This window comes from Xanthomonas sp. NCPPB 3174, assembly GCF_056725205.1.
In genome coordinates this window covers 2,295,367-2,310,086 of record NZ_CM161517.1, presented here as the reverse complement: position 1 = coordinate 2,310,086, position 14,720 = coordinate 2,295,367, and the positions used below count along the sequence as shown (strand labels likewise).

Here is a 14,720-nt window from a genome sequence, read left to right as displayed (position 1 = left end):
AGAGGCAGGGCCTGGATCACAGGCGCTTCGACATGCAGACGGCGCTGGACGGACAGAGGCGTTCGAACTGACTCGACGCCCCGACCAGCGGCGGCACCTGCCGCCGGTCGCACTGTGCGTAGCCCATGGCGGCGAACACATCCTGCGCCGTCGTGGTCAGCAGATACAAGGCAAGCACCTCACGCTGCACAGCAAGGCGCTCCGCCTCCCGAACCAGCCGACGCCCGAGGCCATCACCGCGATGCCCCTCCGCGACGCACAACGACCGCAGCACGCCATGTTCGCCATGGAATTCGACAGCCACCGTGCCGACCAACCCACCCCGACGCGCGGCGAGGAACTGTCGCGACGCGTGACCGGCGATCAGGTCGGAGGTCGGCAACCCCGAGGACTGCAGCAGTTCTTCCGTCTGCGGATCGAACTGCGCCAGGCTGATCACCACGTCCATGACATCACCTCGATATGTGCAGAAGCACGAAACGACGGTTGGCGGCAGCCTGGCGATGCGCCGTCGGCGCGACATGAGCCGCGCCCACGCTCATGTCGCAGCCATTCAGCATCGAATGCCAAGCGTCAGCAAGTCCGCCCCTCTCCGCAACGCACGTCGCCGCCGCAGCAGTTCTCGGTCAGGTAATCGAGCAGACGCGTCATCGTGTCGAACTCGGCGCGATAGCAGACCGTCCTGCCCCTTTGCTCGGCGCGGATCATTCCGACAGCAGCCAGCTCCTTCAGGTGGAAGGACAGGGTCGGCGCCGGCAATGTCAGCGCGCTGGCGATCTCGCCCGCCAGCTTGCCCGCCGGTCCGGCCTGGACGAGCAGCCGGAAGATGGCCAGACGGGTCTCGTGGCCCAATGCCGACAAGGCCTTGGTTGCGGTCAAATGTTCCATTATTTTAGAATAATTGAATTAATGAACCCAGGCAATCGATCATGGACCTTCCCAATCTGGATGCAACGCTTGCGCCCGCAGCGGATCGCGTGCGCCTGGCCGCCGGCGATGCCGAGCACAAGCCACGCATCCTGATCCTGTATGGATCGCTGCGCCCGGAGTCCTACAGCCGAAAGCTGGCACTGGAAGCGCAACGGCTGCTCGACTACTTCGGCGCCGAGACCCGCGTCTTCGATCCCCACGACCTACCCATGGTCGATGCCGTCGGCCCGGACCATCCGAAGGTGCAGGAACTGCGCGCCGCGTCGCTGTGGTCGGAAGGCCAGGTTTGGGTGAGCCCCGAACGTCATGGCGCGGTGTCGTCGGTCTTCAAGAACCAGATCGACTGGCTGCCTCTGCAGGAAGACAGCGTCCGCCCGACGCAGGGACGCACGCTCGCGGTGATGCAGGTCTGCGGCGGATCGCAATCCTTCAACGTGGTCAACGCGCTGCGCATGCTTGGGCGCTGGATGCGGATGGTGACCATCCCGAATCAGTCGTCGGTGCCGAAGGCCTGGCAGGAGTTCGACGCCAATGGCCGCATGAAACCATCGGCGTACTACGACCGGGTGGTGGACGTCATGGAGGAACTGGTGAAGTTCACCTATCTGGTGCGCGGCCGCAGCGACTACCTGGTCGACCGCTACAGCGAGCGCAAGGACACACTGGCCGCCGCTGCACTGGCGGCGGCCGCAGGCGCGGTCGAAGCCGCCCAGGCGGCAAAGACCGCGCCATGAAGGCCGTGATCTGCCACAACCCAGAATGCGGAATCTCGCGCAACGCCTCACCCTGATCCGCGACGCGGGAGCACACCCTTAGGTCGTCGCATACCTCAAGACCTCTCCAAGCCGGCAGCGACTTGTGGAGCTGATCGCCGCATCCGGGCTGACGGTGCGAGAGGCTCTTCGAAGAAAGGCACGCCGTATCAAGCGCTGGAGCGACGCAATACCGAGCTGACGGACAGCAACCTGCTGGACGCGATGCTGGAAGGCGAGCCGGAACACTACCGCAATGCAAAGCCTGCTTCCGGGTCGCGCCGACCAGCCAGCGCCGCCCACGCAGCAGGTCACCTCACTCCCACTCGATCGTCGCCGGCGGCTTGCCGCTGATGTCATAGACCACCCGCGACACGCCGCGCAATTCGTTGATGATGCGATTGCTCACCGTGCCGAGGAAGTCGTACGGCAGGTGCGCCCAGTGCGCGGTCATGAAGTCGATGGTCTCCACCGCGCGCAGCGCGATCACCCATTCGTAGGCGCGGGCGTCGCCGACCACGCCGACCGACTTCACCGGCAGGAACACGGCGAAGGCCTGGCTGGTCTTGTCGTACAGATCGGCCTTGCGCAGTTCGTCGATGAAGATCGCGTCGGCCTTGGCCAGCAGTTCGGCGTACTCGCGCTTCACTTCGCCGAGAATGCGCACGCCCAGGCCGGGGCCGGGGAACGGATGGCGGTAGACCATGCTGCGCGGCAGGCCGAGTTCGACGCCCAGGCGCCGCACTTCGTCCTTGAACAGTTCGCGCAGCGGTTCGACCAGGCCCAGCTTCATGTGCTCAGGCAGGCCGCCGACGTTGTGGTGGCTCTTGATGACATGGGCCTTGCCGGTCTTGCTGCCGGCCGACTCGATCACGTCCGGGTAGATGGTGCCCTGCGCCAGCCACTTGGCGTTGCTGAGCTTGTTCGACTCTTCGTCGAAGATCTCCACGAACAGGTTGCCGATGATCTTGCGCTTGGCTTCCGGATCGCTGACGCCGGCCAGCGCCTGGAAGTAGCGGTCGGCCGCGTTGACCCGGATCACCTTGACGCCCATGTGCTCGGCAAACATCGCCATCACCTGGTCGCCTTCCTGCCAGCGCAGCAGGCCGGTATCGACGAACACGCAGGTCAGCTTGTCGCCGATCGCCTTGTGCAGCAGCGCGGCGACCACCGACGAATCCACGCCGCCGGACAGGCCGAGGATCACTTCGTCATCGCCAACCTGGGCGCGCACGCGGGCGATCTGGTCGTCGATGATGTTGGCCGCGGTCCACAGCGTGGCGCAGCCGCACACGTCGACCACGAAGCGGCGCAGCAGGGTCTGGCCCTGCAGGGTGTGGGTGACTTCCGGATGGAACTGCACGCCGTACCAGCGCTTGGCCTCATTGGCCATGGCCGCGACCGGGATGCGGTCGGTGACGGCGGTGATGGTGAAGCCCGGCGGCACCTGCGACACGTGGTCGCCGTGGCTCATCCACACGTTCAAACGCGACGCGCCTGCGTGATCGGTCAGTCCGGAGAACAACGCATCGGCCGCGACCACCTCGACTTCGGCATGACCGAACTCGCGCTGGTCCGCCGCTTCGGTGGCGCCGCCGAGCTGCGCGGCCAGGGTCTGCATGCCGTAGCAGATGCCGAAGATCGGCAGGCCGCTGTCGAACACTTCCTGCGGCGCGGCCGGCGCGCCCGGCAGCGTGGTCGATTCCGGGCCGCCGGAGAGGATGATGCCCTTGGCGCCGAAGCCGGCGATCTCGGTCGGATCGTGGTCCCACGCCCAGATCTCGCAGTACACGCCCAGTTCGCGGATGCGCCGCGCGATCAACTGCGTGTACTGCGCACCGAAATCGAGGATGAGGATCTTGTCGCTGTGGATGTTGGTCATCTGGGGCCGGGAGTGGGGATTCGGGAGTCGGGATTCGCAAGAGCGGGTGGCCGCGCTGCGCACGGCCGGTGGAGACGCGGCGGGCGACGAATCCCCAATCCCGACTCCCCAATCCCGCGCATGGGCATCAGCCCATGCGATAGTTCGGCGGTTCCTTGGTGATCTGCACGTCGTGGACGTGGCTTTCGCGCTGGCCGGCACCGGTGATGGTGACGAACTTGGGCTTGGTGCGCATCTCTTCGATGGTGGCGCAGCCCACGTAGCCCATGGTCGCGCGCAGGCCGCCGATCAACTGGTGGATGATGCCACTGAGCGGGCCGCGGTACGGCACGCGGCCTTCGATGCCTTCCGGCACCAGCTTGTCGGCGTCGGAGGCATCCTGGAAGTACCGATCCTTGCTGCCCTTCTCCATCGCGCCCAGGCTGCCCATGCCGCGGTAGCTCTTGTAGCTGCGGCCCTGGAACAGTTCGACCTCGCCCGGGGCTTCCTCGGTGCCTGCGAACAGGCCGCCGACCATCACCGTGGAGGCGCCGGCGACCAGCGCCTTGCCGATGTCGCCGGAGTAGCGGATGCCGCCGTCGGCGATCAGCGGAATGCGGTCCTGCAGCGCCTCGGCGACCATGTCGATCGCGGTGATCTGCGGCACGCCGACACCGGCGACCACACGCGTGGTGCAGATCGAGCCGGGGCCCACGCCGACCTTGACCGCGTCGGCGCCGGCGTCCATCAGCGCCAGCGCGGCGTCGCCGGTGACGATGTTGCCGCCGATCACCTGCAACTGCGGGTAGGTCTTCTTGACCCAGGCCACGCGGTCGATGACGCCCTGCGAATGGCCGTGCGCGGTGTCGACGATGACCACGTCCACGCCGGCCGCGGCCAGCAGCTCGATGCGCTGCTCGGTATCGCCGCCGACACCCACCGCGGCGCCGACCAGCAGCCGCGTCGCGGCGTCCTTGGCGGCGTTGGGGTTGTCGGTCTTCTTCTGGATGTCCTTGACCGTGATCAGGCCGCGCAGCTCGAAGCCGTCGTTGACCACCAGGATCTTCTCGATGCGGTGGCGGTGCAGCAGCTGCAGCACTTCCTCGTCGCTGGCGCCCTCGCGCACGGTGACCAGGCGATCCTTCTTGGTCATGATGTGGCGGACCGGGTCGTCGAGCTTCTTCTCGAAGCGCATGTCGCGGCTGGTGACGATGCCGACCAGCTCGCTGCCGTCCACCACCGGTACGCCGGAGATGTTGCGGGCGCGGGTGAGTTTGAGCACCTCGCCGATGGTGGTCTCCGGACCGACCGTGAACGGCTCGGTGATGACACCGGCCTCGAACTTCTTGACCTTGGCCACTTCGGCGGCCTGCTGCGCCGGGGTCAGGTTCTTGTGGATGATGCCGATGCCGCCGAGCTGGGCCATGGCCACCGCCAGGCGGTGCTCGGTGACCGTGTCCATCGCGGCCGAGAGGATCGGCAGTTTCAGGCGCAGGTCGCGGGTCAGCCGGGTTTCCAGGCTGACGTCCTTGGGCAGGACGATCGAATGGGCGGGGACGAGCGAGACGTCGTCGTAGGTGAGAGCTTCAGCCTGGATGCGCAGCATCGGCGGACCCGAGTGTGGGGAAGCGCGGCATTTTAACGCATTTGGGGCGGGGATTGGGGATTCGGGATTGGGGATTCGTCAAGGCGGCGCCCTGCGCAGTCGACCGTTTACTTGGCTGTCAAATGGCCGATTCGAAGGCCTACCGATCCCGGATGCGCCGTGCATGCGCTTTTACTGTTGCCTTTAACGAATCCCGAATCCCGAATCCCGCGCAGCCTTCAACGAATCCCCAATCCCCAATCCCGAATCCCCAATCCCGGCCGCCTCAGCGGCCTCGATCGTGTTCTGCATCAGCGTGGCCACGGTCATCGGCCCGACGCCGCCCGGTACCGGCGTAATCCAGCTGGCGCGCTGCGCCGCCGCGTCGAAGCCGACGTCGCCGACCAGGCGGCCATCGTCCAGGCGGTTGATGCCGACGTCGATCACCACCGCGCCCGGCTTGACCCACTCGCCCGGGATCAGCCCCGGCCGGCCCACCGCCACCACCAGGATGTCGGCGTCGCGCACCCGCGCCTGCAGCACCTCCGGCGGGGTGAACTTGTGGCAGCAGCTGACCGTGCAGCCGGCGATCAGCAGTTCCATCGCCATCGGCCGGCCGACGTGGTTGCTGACGCCGACGATGGTGGCGTTGCGCCCGCGCACTGGCTGGTCGGTGTGCGCCAGCAGGGTGACGATGCCACGCGGGGTGCACGGCCGCAGGCCGAATTCGCGCAGCGCCAGGTGGCCGACGTTCTCCGGATGGAAGCCGTCCACGTCCTTGCGCGGATCGATGCGATGGATCAGCCGGCTGGCATCGGGGATGCCCGGCAGCGGCAGCTGCACCAGGATGCCGTGGATCTTGGGGTCGGCATTGAGCCGGTCGATCAGCGCCAGCAGCTCGGCCTCGCTGGTACCGGCCGGCAGGTCGTAATCGAACGCCTCGATGCCGACCTTCTCGGCCGCGCGGCGCTTGTTGCGCACGTACACCGCCGAGGCCGGGTCGCCGCCCACCAGCACCACCGCCAATCCGGGCCGCGGCTGCCCGGCCGCCAGCCGCGCGTCGACCCGCGCCTTCAGCTCGTCGAGCAAGTCTTCGGCGATGCGCCGCCCGTCGAGGATGCGGGCCGGAACGGAGGAGACGGGCGCGGAATCGGTCATCGGGGCGGGCGGGTGTAGAGTCGGGGGATGTCCATTGTCCCCGATTCCGCCATGACCGACACCACCCGCATCGAGGCCGCCGCCTTCCGCCGGCTGCTGCAGCACCTCAACCAGGACCGCCCGGACGTACAGAACATCGACCTGATGATCCTGGCCGGGTTCTGCCGCAACTGCCTGGCCGACTGGTACCGCGAAGCCGCGGCCGCCGAAGGCGAGGATCTCAGCAAGGAGCAGGCGCGCGAGCGCGTCTACGGCATGCCGTTCGCCGACTGGAAGGCGCAGCACCAGGCCGAGGCCACCCCGGCGCAACTGGCCGCCTTCGCCGAGGCGCAGCGCAAGCACGGCTAGCGATGCTGCGCTACACCGCGATCGCGGCGGTCATCCTCGCCGCGGCCTATGTGGTGGTCTGTGCCCTGCTCTACCTGGGCCAGCGCGACCTGCTGTACTTCCCGCAGGGCACGCGGGTGGCACCGGCGCAGACCGACTTCGCGCTTCGGCGCGACGCGGACGTGGAGCTGCGCGGCTGGCAGGTCAATCCCGACCGCGACAAGGTGCTGCTGTACTTCGGCGGCAATGCCGAGGATCTGCGCTACGCCCGCGCGCAGCTGCAGGCCGCCCTGCCCGACCATAGCCTCTACCTGCTCGCCTACCGTGGCTACGGCGCCAGCGACGGCAAGCCTACCGAAGCGGCGTTGATCGGCGATGCCGTGGCGCTGTACGACCATGTGCACGCCGCACAGCCGCAGGCACAGATCGCGGTGATGGGACGCAGCCTGGGCAGCGGCGTGGCCAGCCAACTGGCGGCGCGCCGCGCGGTGGCGCGGCTGGTGCTGGTGACGCCGTTCGACAGCCTGGTCTCGGCGGCGCAGGCGCACTACCCGTGGGCGCCGGTGCGCTGGTTGCTGCGCGATCGCTACGACTCGGCGCGCGCCTTGCGCGCCTATCGCGGCCCGCTGCTGATCCTGCGCGCCGGCCGCGATCAGGTGGTGCCGCCGGCCAGTACAGACGCCCTGCTCACGGCTCTGCCACAGCGCCCGACCGTGGTCGCCTTCGCGCAGGCCGACCATAACGACATCAGCGACGATCCTGGCTACGTGCGGGCGCTGCAGGCGTTCTTGCGCTGAGACTGGGCGCCTGTTGTAGGAGCGGCTTTAGCCGCGACCGGGCGTTCCCAGGAAGGTACTGTCGCGGCTAAAGCCGCTCCTACAACTCCCCGCCAACGATTCGATTGTGGTTACGTTCCGTCACGTTGCTGCGCTGGCTCGATCAAACGAGATCAGCGACGATCCTGGGCTACGTGCAGGCGTTGCAGGCGTTCTTCGCTGAGGCTGGGCCCCTGTCGTAGGAGCGGCTTCAGCCGCGACCGGGCATTCCCAGGAAGGCACTGTCGCGGCTGAAGCCGCTCCTACAACTCCCCGCCAACCATTGCGGCTATGTGCCGTCACGCTCCTGCGCTGGCTTCGTCACCGGCACGCCTTCCGGATTCAGCGTGCGGCTTTCGCGCCGCGGCGGCGTGAACGGGGTCGGCGTGGGCACCACTGGGGTGATGTTGCCGTACATCAGGCCCCTGCCAGCACGCACGTCGCCAGCGGCGATCTCCAGTTCCAGCCGCTCGGCATCGCGGCGGCGGATCTCGCGGGCGATGGAACGCGCCTCGCTCTCGTCCATGCCCAGCTCGATCAGCGCGGCCTGGCCGAATTCCACCGCCGATTCGAAGGTCTCGCGAATGTGGTAGTCGACGCCGGCGGCGATCAGCTCCAGCGCGTGCTCGCGGTCGTAGGAGCGCACCAGCAGCTTGGCCTGGGGGAACTCGTGCCTGGCCAGTTCGACGATGCGGTTGGCCGCCTCGCGGTTGTCGACGCACACCGCGATGGCGCGGGCGCTGTGCGCGCCGGAGGCGTGCAACACGTCCAGACGGGTGCCGTCGCCGTAGTAGATCTTGAAGCCGAACTTGGCCGCGCTCTGGATCATCTCGATGTCGTTGTCGATGATGGTCACGTCCACGTCGCGGGCCAGCAGCGACTGGCTGGCGACCTGGCCGAAGCGGCCGAAGCCGATGATCAGCACGCTGCCGGTGAGGCCGTCGGCCGCATCCACGCCCTCCATCGACGGCGCCTCCACCGGCGCCCAGCGCCGGTACAGCAGCACGAACAACGGGGTCAGCGCCATCGACAACACCACGATGGCGGTCAGGTTGGCGTTGATCTGCGCGTCGATGACACCGGCGCCGCTAGCGGCGGCGAACAGCACGAAGGCGAACTCGCCGCCCTGCGCCATCAGCACGCCGCGATCCAGCGCCTGCGCATGGCCGCTGCCGGTGAGCCGCGCGACCAGGTAGATGCACGCGGCCTTGGCGGCCATGAACGCGAGCACGCCGCTGAGGATCAGGGTCCAGTTGGCGGCCACCACCGCCAGGTTCAGCGCCATGCCGACGCCGAGGAAGAACAGCCCCAGCAGGATGCCGCGGAACGGTTCGATGTCGGCCTCGATCTGATGGCGAAAGGTCGATTCGGACAGCAGCACGCCGGCCAGGAACGCGCCCATCGCCATCGACAGCCCACCCAGTTGCATCAGCAACGCCGCACCCAGCACCACCAGCAGGGCGGCCGCGGTCATCACCTCGCGCGCCTTGGCCGCGGCCAGCAGCCGGAACAGCGGATTGAGCAGCCAGCGCCCGGCCGCCAGCAGGCCGACGATCGCGGCGGCGCCAACACCGATGCCGACCCAGCGCGACGGCGCCGAGGCATCCGTGGGCACCGGCGCCATCCATGCCACCACCGCCAGCAGCGGCACGATCAACAGGTCCTCGAATAGCAGGATCGCCACGATCTTCTGCCCGGCCGGCAGGGCGATGTCGCCGCGTTCGCCGAGCAACTGCATCACCACCGCAGTGGAGGTCAGCACGAACCCCGAGGCGGCGATGAAGGCCACCGGGAGCGGGAAACCGAAGGCCAAGCCGACGCCGGTCAGCACGCTGGCGCAGACGATGATCTGCGCGGTGCCCAGGCCGAAGATCTGCTTGCGCAGGCTCCACAGATGCGAGGGCCGCATTTCCAGGCCGATCACGAACAGGAACATGACCACGCCCAGTTCGGCGACGTGCAGGATCGCCTGCGGATCGGAGAACCAACCCAGGCCGAACGGCCCGATCGCCAGGCCGGCGGCGAGGTAACCGAGCACCGATCCCAGGCCGAGCCGACGGAACACCGGCACCGCCACCACGGCGGCGCCGAGCAGCGCCACCACCTTGATCAATTCGCTGCTGTCGGCTGGACTGGTCATGCGCCGATTCTACGCACAAGGCTGGAGCATCCCCATGGCGCGGGGTGCGAGGTGAGACGCGGTGCACTGCGTGCTGCGCGCAAGATGCCTCTCGCGCGACATGCACGCGATCGCATGTTGGACGGCGTCGATCGTGTGCGATCAGCTCGCAGCCCCGCCTCCCTTCTCCCATCGGGAGAAGGTGCCCCGCAGGGGCGGATGAGGGTACGGGCGCCGCTGCGAACAACGACGGCTAGTGCAGCCAGGCATTGCGAGGCGCTTCGCGCCCTACCCTCACCCCCCCTCTCCCGGAGGGAGAGGGGCTTGAGCGGCGCGACACTGCTTCAGCCATCGAGACCCCGCCTCCCTTCTCCCACCGGGAGAAGGTGCCCCGAAGGGGCGGATGAGGGTACGTCCGCCGCTGCGTCCGACGACAGCTAGTTCTGTCTGGCATGGCCAGGCGCTGCGCGCCCTACCCTCACCCCAACCCCTCTCCCGGAGGGAGAGGGGCTTGAGCGTGCGCAGCGCCCGCTTCAGCCATCGAGACCGCTCCTCCCTTCTGCCATCGGGAGAAGGTGCCCCGAAGGGGCGGATGAGGGTACGTCCGCCGCCGCGAACAGCGACACCTAGGAGCAGCTAACCCTCATCCCCGCAAAACAGCGCGTAGTCGATATAACCAGGGAACGGCCGGTCCGGCGCGCACAGTGGGCACTGCGGATCGGCGGACAGGCGGGTTTCGCGGAAGCGCATCGACAGTGCGTCGAAGTGCAGCAGGCGGCCACGCAGCGGTTCGCCGATCTCCAGCAACAGCTTCAGCACCTCGTTGGCCTGCAGCAGCCCGACGATGCCGGGCAGCACGCCGAGGACGCCGGCATCGGCACAGTTCGGTGCGAACTCCGGCGGCGGCGGCTCCGGGAACAGGCAGCGGTAGCACGGTGCCTGCCCGCGCCGGCGGCCGGCGTCGAACACGCTGACCTGGCCCTCGAAGCGCTGCACCGCGCCGTACACCAGCGGCTTGCCCAGCTTCACGCAGGCATCGTTGAGCAGATAACGCGCCGGAAAATTGTCCGAGCCGTCCAGCACCACATCCACGTCCTGCAGCAACCGTTCGACGTTGTCCGCGGTGACCCGCTCGCGCACCGCCTCCACCCGCACGCCCGGGTTCAGCGCCCCAAGGCTCGCCGCAGCCGAGTCCACCTTGGCTTGGCCGATCCGCGCCTCGCCGTGCAGGATCTGCCGCTGCAGGTTGCTGCGCTCGACCACGTCGTCGTCGGCGATGCGCAACTGCCCCACCCCGGCCGCCGCCAGGTAGAAACCGGCCGGCGAGCCCAGGCCGCCGGCGCCGACCAGCAACACGCGCGCGGCCTGCAATCTGCGCTGGCCCTCGACCCCGACTTCGGGCAGGCGCAGATGCCGCGAATAGCGGTCGAAAAAGTCTTCCTGCTCCGGCGCCAGCGCCGGCCGCTGCAGCGGCAAGCCCTCGCGCTGCCAGCGCGTGGTGCCGCCCAGCACCGAGGCGACCTGCGAGTAGCCAGCCTGCTCCAGGAACACGGCGGTATCGTGCGAGCGCTTGCCGCTCTGGCAGATCAGCAGCACCTCGGTGTCGGCGCCGAGATAGGTGGCCGGGTCGGCCTGCAACTGCGCGCGGGCCACGCCCTGCGCGCCGGCGGCCATGCCGGTGGCACGTTCGTGCTCCTCGCGGATGTCGATCAGCCGCGCGCCCTGCGCCTGCCGTGCCTGCGCCTGTGCAGGAGTGAGTTCTCGAATGCCCATGCACGCATTATCGGCGCAAACCGGGCCCGCGTCCCGTCGGCGGCGCGGCTGAAGGAACCTCTCATTCAACCGCGACGCGCTTGAGCGGGAACGCCCCGTCCCGCTGAAACCATTCCCCCAGGCATCCTGTATCCGGCTTGATGGTGTTGGATGAAGGTGCTTAGGAGGTGCCCTCAGTACGGCACCACCTCGACCACGTCGCCGGCCTGAAAATGGCGTGCGCCCTCCTCCAGCCGCAGCAGCACGTCGCTGTCGGCGGCGCCGCGCAGGCGGTGCGAGCCGTCGGCGGGATTCGGTTCCGCCCACAACTGGCCGTGCGCGTCGCAGCGCATGCGTCCGCGCAGGAACTCCAGCCGGTCGTGGCGCTTGTCCCAGCCAGCCGCCAGTCGCGCACGCCAGGCCCGGTGCGGTTCGCTGCGCCGCTGCAACGCATCCAGCAACGGCCGCCCGATCGCCAGGAAGGTCGCCAGGACCGACACCGGATTCCCAGGCAAGCCCAGGAACAGGGCCCGATCCCACTCGCCGAACAGCAGCGGCATGCCCGGGCGCATGCGCACCTTCCAGAACAGGATGCGGCCGTGCTCGACCAACAGACGCGGCAGGTAGTCCTTCTCGCCGGCGGAAACGCCGCCGCAGGTCAGCACCACGTCGAACGCCGAGGCCGCGTCGGCGAGCATGGCCTGGATGCGCTGCGGATCGTCCGGCAGGGTCGGCCAGGCGGTCGGCGACAGGCCGAGCAGGCGCAGCTGCGCCATCAGCATGTCGCGGTTGCTGTTGTAGATCTGCCCTGGCTGCAACGGCAGGCCCGGCTCGACCAGCTCGTCGCCGGTGGCGAACACCGCCACGGTCGGCCGTGCCGCCACCGTCAGCTGGTCCACGCCCAAGGCCGCAGCCAGGCCGATCCGCGAGGGCGTCAGCAGCATGCCGGCCTCGAGCACGCGCTCGCCGGCGCGCACGTCCTCGCCACGCGACCGCACGTGCGCGCCAGCGGCGAGCCCGTCCGGCACCTGCACGAGGCCATCGCGCTCGTGCACGTTCTCCTTGATCACCACCGTATCCGCACCGGCCGGCAACGGCGCGCCGGTGGTCACGCGCAGGCACTCGCCGGGCGCGAGCGCCTGTTGCCGATCGGTCCCGGCGAACTGCTCTCCGGCCAGGCGCAAGTCGGTCGGCGCCCCCGGGCTCAGGTCGGCGTGGCGCAACGCGAAACCGTCCATCGCGCTGTTGACGAACGGCGGCAGGTCGATCGGCGCATCAAGCGGTTCGAGCAGGATGCGGCCATCGGCACGCGACGCCGCCAGGCGCTCGCTGTTGACGGGACGGGCGCGCGCAGCGGCAGCGACGATCGCCAGCGCGTCGGTGTAGGCGATCCGGGAGGGATAGTCGGTCATGGTGGCGGCAGGATACCCGCTGCGGCCAGATCCTGCGGCGTGTTCAGATTGCCCAGCACGATCTCCGGCAACGCCACCGGAAGCATCCACAGGCGCTGCTGCAAGGCACGCGGCGCATAACGGCCCGCCGCCAGCGCCTCCTCCAGCGCCGGGCGCAACGCAGCCACCCGGTAAAGCGCCACCAGCGGCTGCGCGCCAGCGGCATCCTCGACCCAGGCGCCATCGCGGTCCACAGCGGCCGCGGCCAGCACCGCCGGCAGATCCGATGGCAACCGCCACAGGTCGACCGGCACGGTCAGCAGCCAAGGAGTGGCGCAGTGGGCGGCGAGTGCATCCAATCCGGCGATCGGCCCCAGCGAACGCTCGGCGTCGGCTGGCGCCGCGACACGGTCCGGAACCGCCTGCAGGCCGACGGCGGCATAGCGCGGCAAGCTGCGATTGGCGCTGACCAGCACCGCGGACGCCTGCGGCGCCAGCGCCTGCACCAGCCATTGCACCTGCGCCTGTCCGTCGCGCTGCAGCCAGGCCTTGTCACACCCGCCCAGGCGTTGCGCGCGGCCGCCGGCGAGAATGCCGAGGGTGATCGCGCGCCGCGTGTCCATCGTGCGGCTACTTGCCGCGGACGTGCTTCATCAGGCGCCGCTTCTTGGCGATCTGGCGCTCGGTCAGCACGTTCTTCTTGCCTTCGTACGGATTGGCGCCTTCGCGGAACATGAAGCGCACCGGCGTGCCGACCAGCTTGAAGCGCTTGCGGAAGAAGTTCTCCAGGTAGCGCTTGTACGACTCCGGCAGCACCTTCAGGCGCGTGCCGTGGACGATGAAGGTCGGCGGATTGCTGCCGCCCGGATGCACGTAGCGCAGCTTGGAGACGTGGCCGCGGATGCTCGGCGGCGGATTGCTCTCGTAGGCGATTTCCAGCGCCTGGTTGACTTCGCTGGTGCTGAACTCGCGCACCGCCGAGGCGTGTGCGCGATGGATCGCCTGGAACAGCTCGCGCAGGCCCGAGCCATGCTTGGCGGAGATGCGCACCGCCTCGGCCCAGCTGACGAAGCCGAGCTTGCGCGACAGCAGGTCTTCGGCCTGGGCGCGCTGGTAGTCGCTCTGCCCATCCCACTTGTTGATCGCCACCACCAGGGCGCGGCCGGCATCGAGGATCGCGCCGAGCACGGTCGCATCCTGGTCGGTCACGCCTTCGCCGGCATCGAGCATCAGCACCGCCACCTGGCACTGTTCGATGGCCTGCAGGGTCTTGAACGCGCTGAACTTCTCCACCGCCTCCTCGACGCGGCCGCGGCGACGCAGGCCGGCGGTGTCGATCAGCCGGTACAGGCGGCCGTCGCGCTCCAGGTCCACCGCGATCGAGTCGCGGGTGGTGCCGGGCACCTCGGAGGCGATCATGCGCTCCTCGCCCAGCAGGCGATTGACCAGGGTCGACTTGCCGACGTTCGGGCGGCCGACGAAGGCGATACGCATGCGCGCCGGGTCGGTATCCAGGGTTTCGCCGGCGCCCTCTTCCGGCAGCCGCTCCAGGACCTCGTCGAGCAGGTCGTCGATGCCGTGTCGATGCGCGGCGGAGACCGCGATGGCGTCGCCGAGACCATAGCGCGCGAACTCGGCGCGGACCTGATCCTCGTCGGTGCCGTCGATCTTGTTGATCAGCAGCAGGGTCGGCCGCGCCAGCTTGCGCAGCCAGGCCAGGATCTCGTCGTCGAGCGCGGACGATCCCTCGCGGCCGTCGACCACGAACAGGATCAGATCGGCCTCGCCGGCGGCGGCACGCGCCTGCTCGGCCGTGGCACCGGCCAGGCCTTCCTCTTCGCCGGAGATGCCGCCGGTATCGACGATCACGAACGGGGTGTCAGGCTGCAGCCGGCATACCCCGTAGTGGCGATCGCGGGTGACGCCCGGCTGGTCGTGGACCAGCGCGTCACGGCTGCGCGTCAGCGCATTGAACAGCGTGGACTTGCCGACATTCGGCCGTCCAACCAGGGCGACCAGCGGCAGCATCG

General features: G+C 68.7%; 13 protein-coding genes. 3 read left to right on the top strand and 10 right to left on the bottom strand.

What is annotated here, in order from left to right:
• Positions 1 to 16 precede the first annotated feature (16 nt).
• Both arsN2 and AC1PK7_RS10265 read right to left on the bottom strand, forming a co-directional pair.
• Positions 17 to 448, bottom strand: a complete 432-nt coding sequence (gene arsN2 / locus AC1PK7_RS10270) for an arsenic resistance N-acetyltransferase ArsN2 (RefSeq protein ID WP_481100714.1) — start codon at positions 446 to 448, stop codon at positions 17 to 19.
• A 125-nt stretch (positions 449 to 573) separates the two neighbouring features.
• Positions 574 to 888, bottom strand: a complete 315-nt coding sequence (locus tag AC1PK7_RS10265) for an ArsR/SmtB family transcription factor (protein WP_481100713.1) — start codon at positions 886 to 888, stop codon at positions 574 to 576.
• Between the two features lie 41 nt (positions 889 to 929).
• Here AC1PK7_RS10265 and arsH point away from each other — a divergent pair, with 41 nt between their 5' ends.
• Complete coding sequence (gene arsH, locus AC1PK7_RS10260; protein ID WP_481100712.1) at positions 930 to 1,664, top strand: arsenical resistance protein ArsH; 735 nt, start codon at positions 930 to 932, stop codon at positions 1,662 to 1,664.
• A gap of 334 nt (positions 1,665 to 1,998) precedes the next feature.
• Here arsH and guaA read toward each other — a convergent pair whose 3' ends face one another.
• From guaA to folD, 3 genes are all read right to left on the bottom strand, one after another.
• On the bottom strand, positions 1,999 to 3,564 hold the full coding sequence (gene guaA, locus AC1PK7_RS10255) for a glutamine-hydrolyzing GMP synthase (RefSeq protein ID WP_481100711.1): 1,566 nt from the start codon (positions 3,562 to 3,564) through the stop codon (positions 1,999 to 2,001).
• Positions 3,565 to 3,691: 127 nt separating this feature from the next.
• On the bottom strand, positions 3,692 to 5,149 hold the full coding sequence (gene guaB, locus AC1PK7_RS10250; RefSeq protein WP_010342915.1) for an IMP dehydrogenase: 1,458 nt from the start codon (positions 5,147 to 5,149) through the stop codon (positions 3,692 to 3,694).
• Positions 5,150 to 5,332: 183 nt separating this feature from the next.
• Positions 5,333 to 6,286: a bifunctional methylenetetrahydrofolate dehydrogenase/methenyltetrahydrofolate cyclohydrolase FolD gene (folD, locus tag AC1PK7_RS10245; protein ID WP_481100710.1), complete on the bottom strand. Its 954-nt coding sequence runs from the start codon at positions 6,284 to 6,286 to the stop codon at positions 5,333 to 5,335.
• A 51-nt stretch (positions 6,287 to 6,337) separates the two neighbouring features.
• Between folD and AC1PK7_RS10240 the strand changes: the two genes are divergently transcribed.
• Both AC1PK7_RS10240 and AC1PK7_RS10235 read left to right on the top strand, forming a co-directional pair.
• Positions 6,338 to 6,634, top strand: coding sequence for a DUF1244 domain-containing protein (locus tag AC1PK7_RS10240; protein WP_209245723.1), 297 nt, complete (start codon positions 6,338 to 6,340; stop codon positions 6,632 to 6,634).
• 2 nt (positions 6,635 to 6,636) lie between these two features.
• Positions 6,637 to 7,410: an alpha/beta hydrolase gene (locus AC1PK7_RS10235; protein ID WP_481100709.1), complete on the top strand. Its 774-nt coding sequence runs from the start codon at positions 6,637 to 6,639 to the stop codon at positions 7,408 to 7,410.
• Between the two features lie 307 nt (positions 7,411 to 7,717).
• On the opposite strand, the gene AC1PK7_RS10230 is transcribed toward AC1PK7_RS10235, so the two are convergent.
• The 5 genes from AC1PK7_RS10230 to der all read right to left on the bottom strand — a co-directional run bounded on the left by AC1PK7_RS10230 (position 7,718) and on the right by der (position 14,718).
• On the bottom strand, positions 7,718 to 9,568 hold the full coding sequence (locus tag AC1PK7_RS10230; protein ID WP_481100708.1) for a monovalent cation:proton antiporter-2 (CPA2) family protein: 1,851 nt from the start codon (positions 9,566 to 9,568) through the stop codon (positions 7,718 to 7,720).
• A gap of 615 nt (positions 9,569 to 10,183) precedes the next feature.
• Positions 10,184 to 11,320, bottom strand: coding sequence for a molybdopterin-synthase adenylyltransferase MoeB (gene moeB / locus AC1PK7_RS10225; protein ID WP_481100707.1), 1,137 nt, complete (start codon positions 11,318 to 11,320; stop codon positions 10,184 to 10,186).
• Positions 11,321 to 11,493: 173 nt separating this feature from the next.
• Positions 11,494 to 12,711, bottom strand: a complete 1,218-nt coding sequence (locus tag AC1PK7_RS10220) for a molybdopterin molybdotransferase MoeA (protein WP_481100706.1) — start codon at positions 12,709 to 12,711, stop codon at positions 11,494 to 11,496.
• Positions 12,708 to 13,313 carry a molybdenum cofactor guanylyltransferase gene (gene mobA / locus AC1PK7_RS10215; RefSeq protein ID WP_481100705.1) on the bottom strand — a complete coding sequence of 202 codons (606 nt, stop codon included), beginning with the start codon at positions 13,311 to 13,313 and terminating at the stop codon, positions 12,708 to 12,710. Before mobA ends, AC1PK7_RS10220 begins: the two co-directional genes overlap by 4 nt.
• A gap of 7 nt (positions 13,314 to 13,320) precedes the next feature.
• A complete protein-coding gene (gene der, locus AC1PK7_RS10210; protein WP_017913737.1) occupies positions 13,321 to 14,718 on the bottom strand; it encodes a ribosome biogenesis GTPase Der in 1,398 nt (465 codons plus the stop codon).
• Between the last annotated feature and the right edge of the window lie 2 nt (positions 14,719 to 14,720).

What these genes read in the sequence shown, in the direction of transcription:
- mobA (WP_481100705.1), bottom strand. Translation starts at nt 13,313, where the DNA reads ATGGACACGCGGCGCGCGATCACCCTCGGCATTCTCGCCGGCGGCCGC.
- der (WP_017913737.1), bottom strand. Translation starts at nt 14,718, where the DNA reads ATGCTGCCGCTGGTCGCCCTGGTTGGACGGCCGAATGTCGGCAAGTCC.
- arsN2 (WP_481100714.1), bottom strand. Translation starts at nt 448, where the DNA reads ATGGACGTGGTGATCAGCCTGGCGCAGTTCGATCCGCAGACGGAAGAA.
- guaB (WP_010342915.1), bottom strand. Translation starts at nt 5,149, where the DNA reads ATGCTGCGCATCCAGGCTGAAGCTCTCACCTACGACGACGTCTCGCTC.
- AC1PK7_RS10265 (WP_481100713.1), bottom strand. Translation starts at nt 888, where the DNA reads ATGGAACATTTGACCGCAACCAAGGCCTTGTCGGCATTGGGCCACGAG.
- guaA (WP_481100711.1), bottom strand. Translation starts at nt 3,564, where the DNA reads ATGACCAACATCCACAGCGACAAGATCCTCATCCTCGATTTCGGTGCG.
- AC1PK7_RS10235 (WP_481100709.1), top strand. Translation starts at nt 6,637, where the DNA reads ATGCTGCGCTACACCGCGATCGCGGCGGTCATCCTCGCCGCGGCCTAT.
- AC1PK7_RS10220 (WP_481100706.1), bottom strand. Translation starts at nt 12,711, where the DNA reads ATGACCGACTATCCCTCCCGGATCGCCTACACCGACGCGCTGGCGATC.
- AC1PK7_RS10230 (WP_481100708.1), bottom strand. Translation starts at nt 9,568, where the DNA reads ATGACCAGTCCAGCCGACAGCAGCGAATTGATCAAGGTGGTGGCGCTG.
- folD (WP_481100710.1), bottom strand. Translation starts at nt 6,286, where the DNA reads ATGACCGATTCCGCGCCCGTCTCCTCCGTTCCGGCCCGCATCCTCGAC.
- arsH (WP_481100712.1), top strand. Translation starts at nt 930, where the DNA reads ATGGACCTTCCCAATCTGGATGCAACGCTTGCGCCCGCAGCGGATCGC.
- moeB (WP_481100707.1), bottom strand. Translation starts at nt 11,320, where the DNA reads ATGGGCATTCGAGAACTCACTCCTGCACAGGCGCAGGCACGGCAGGCG.
- AC1PK7_RS10240 (WP_209245723.1), top strand. Translation starts at nt 6,338, where the DNA reads ATGACCGACACCACCCGCATCGAGGCCGCCGCCTTCCGCCGGCTGCTG.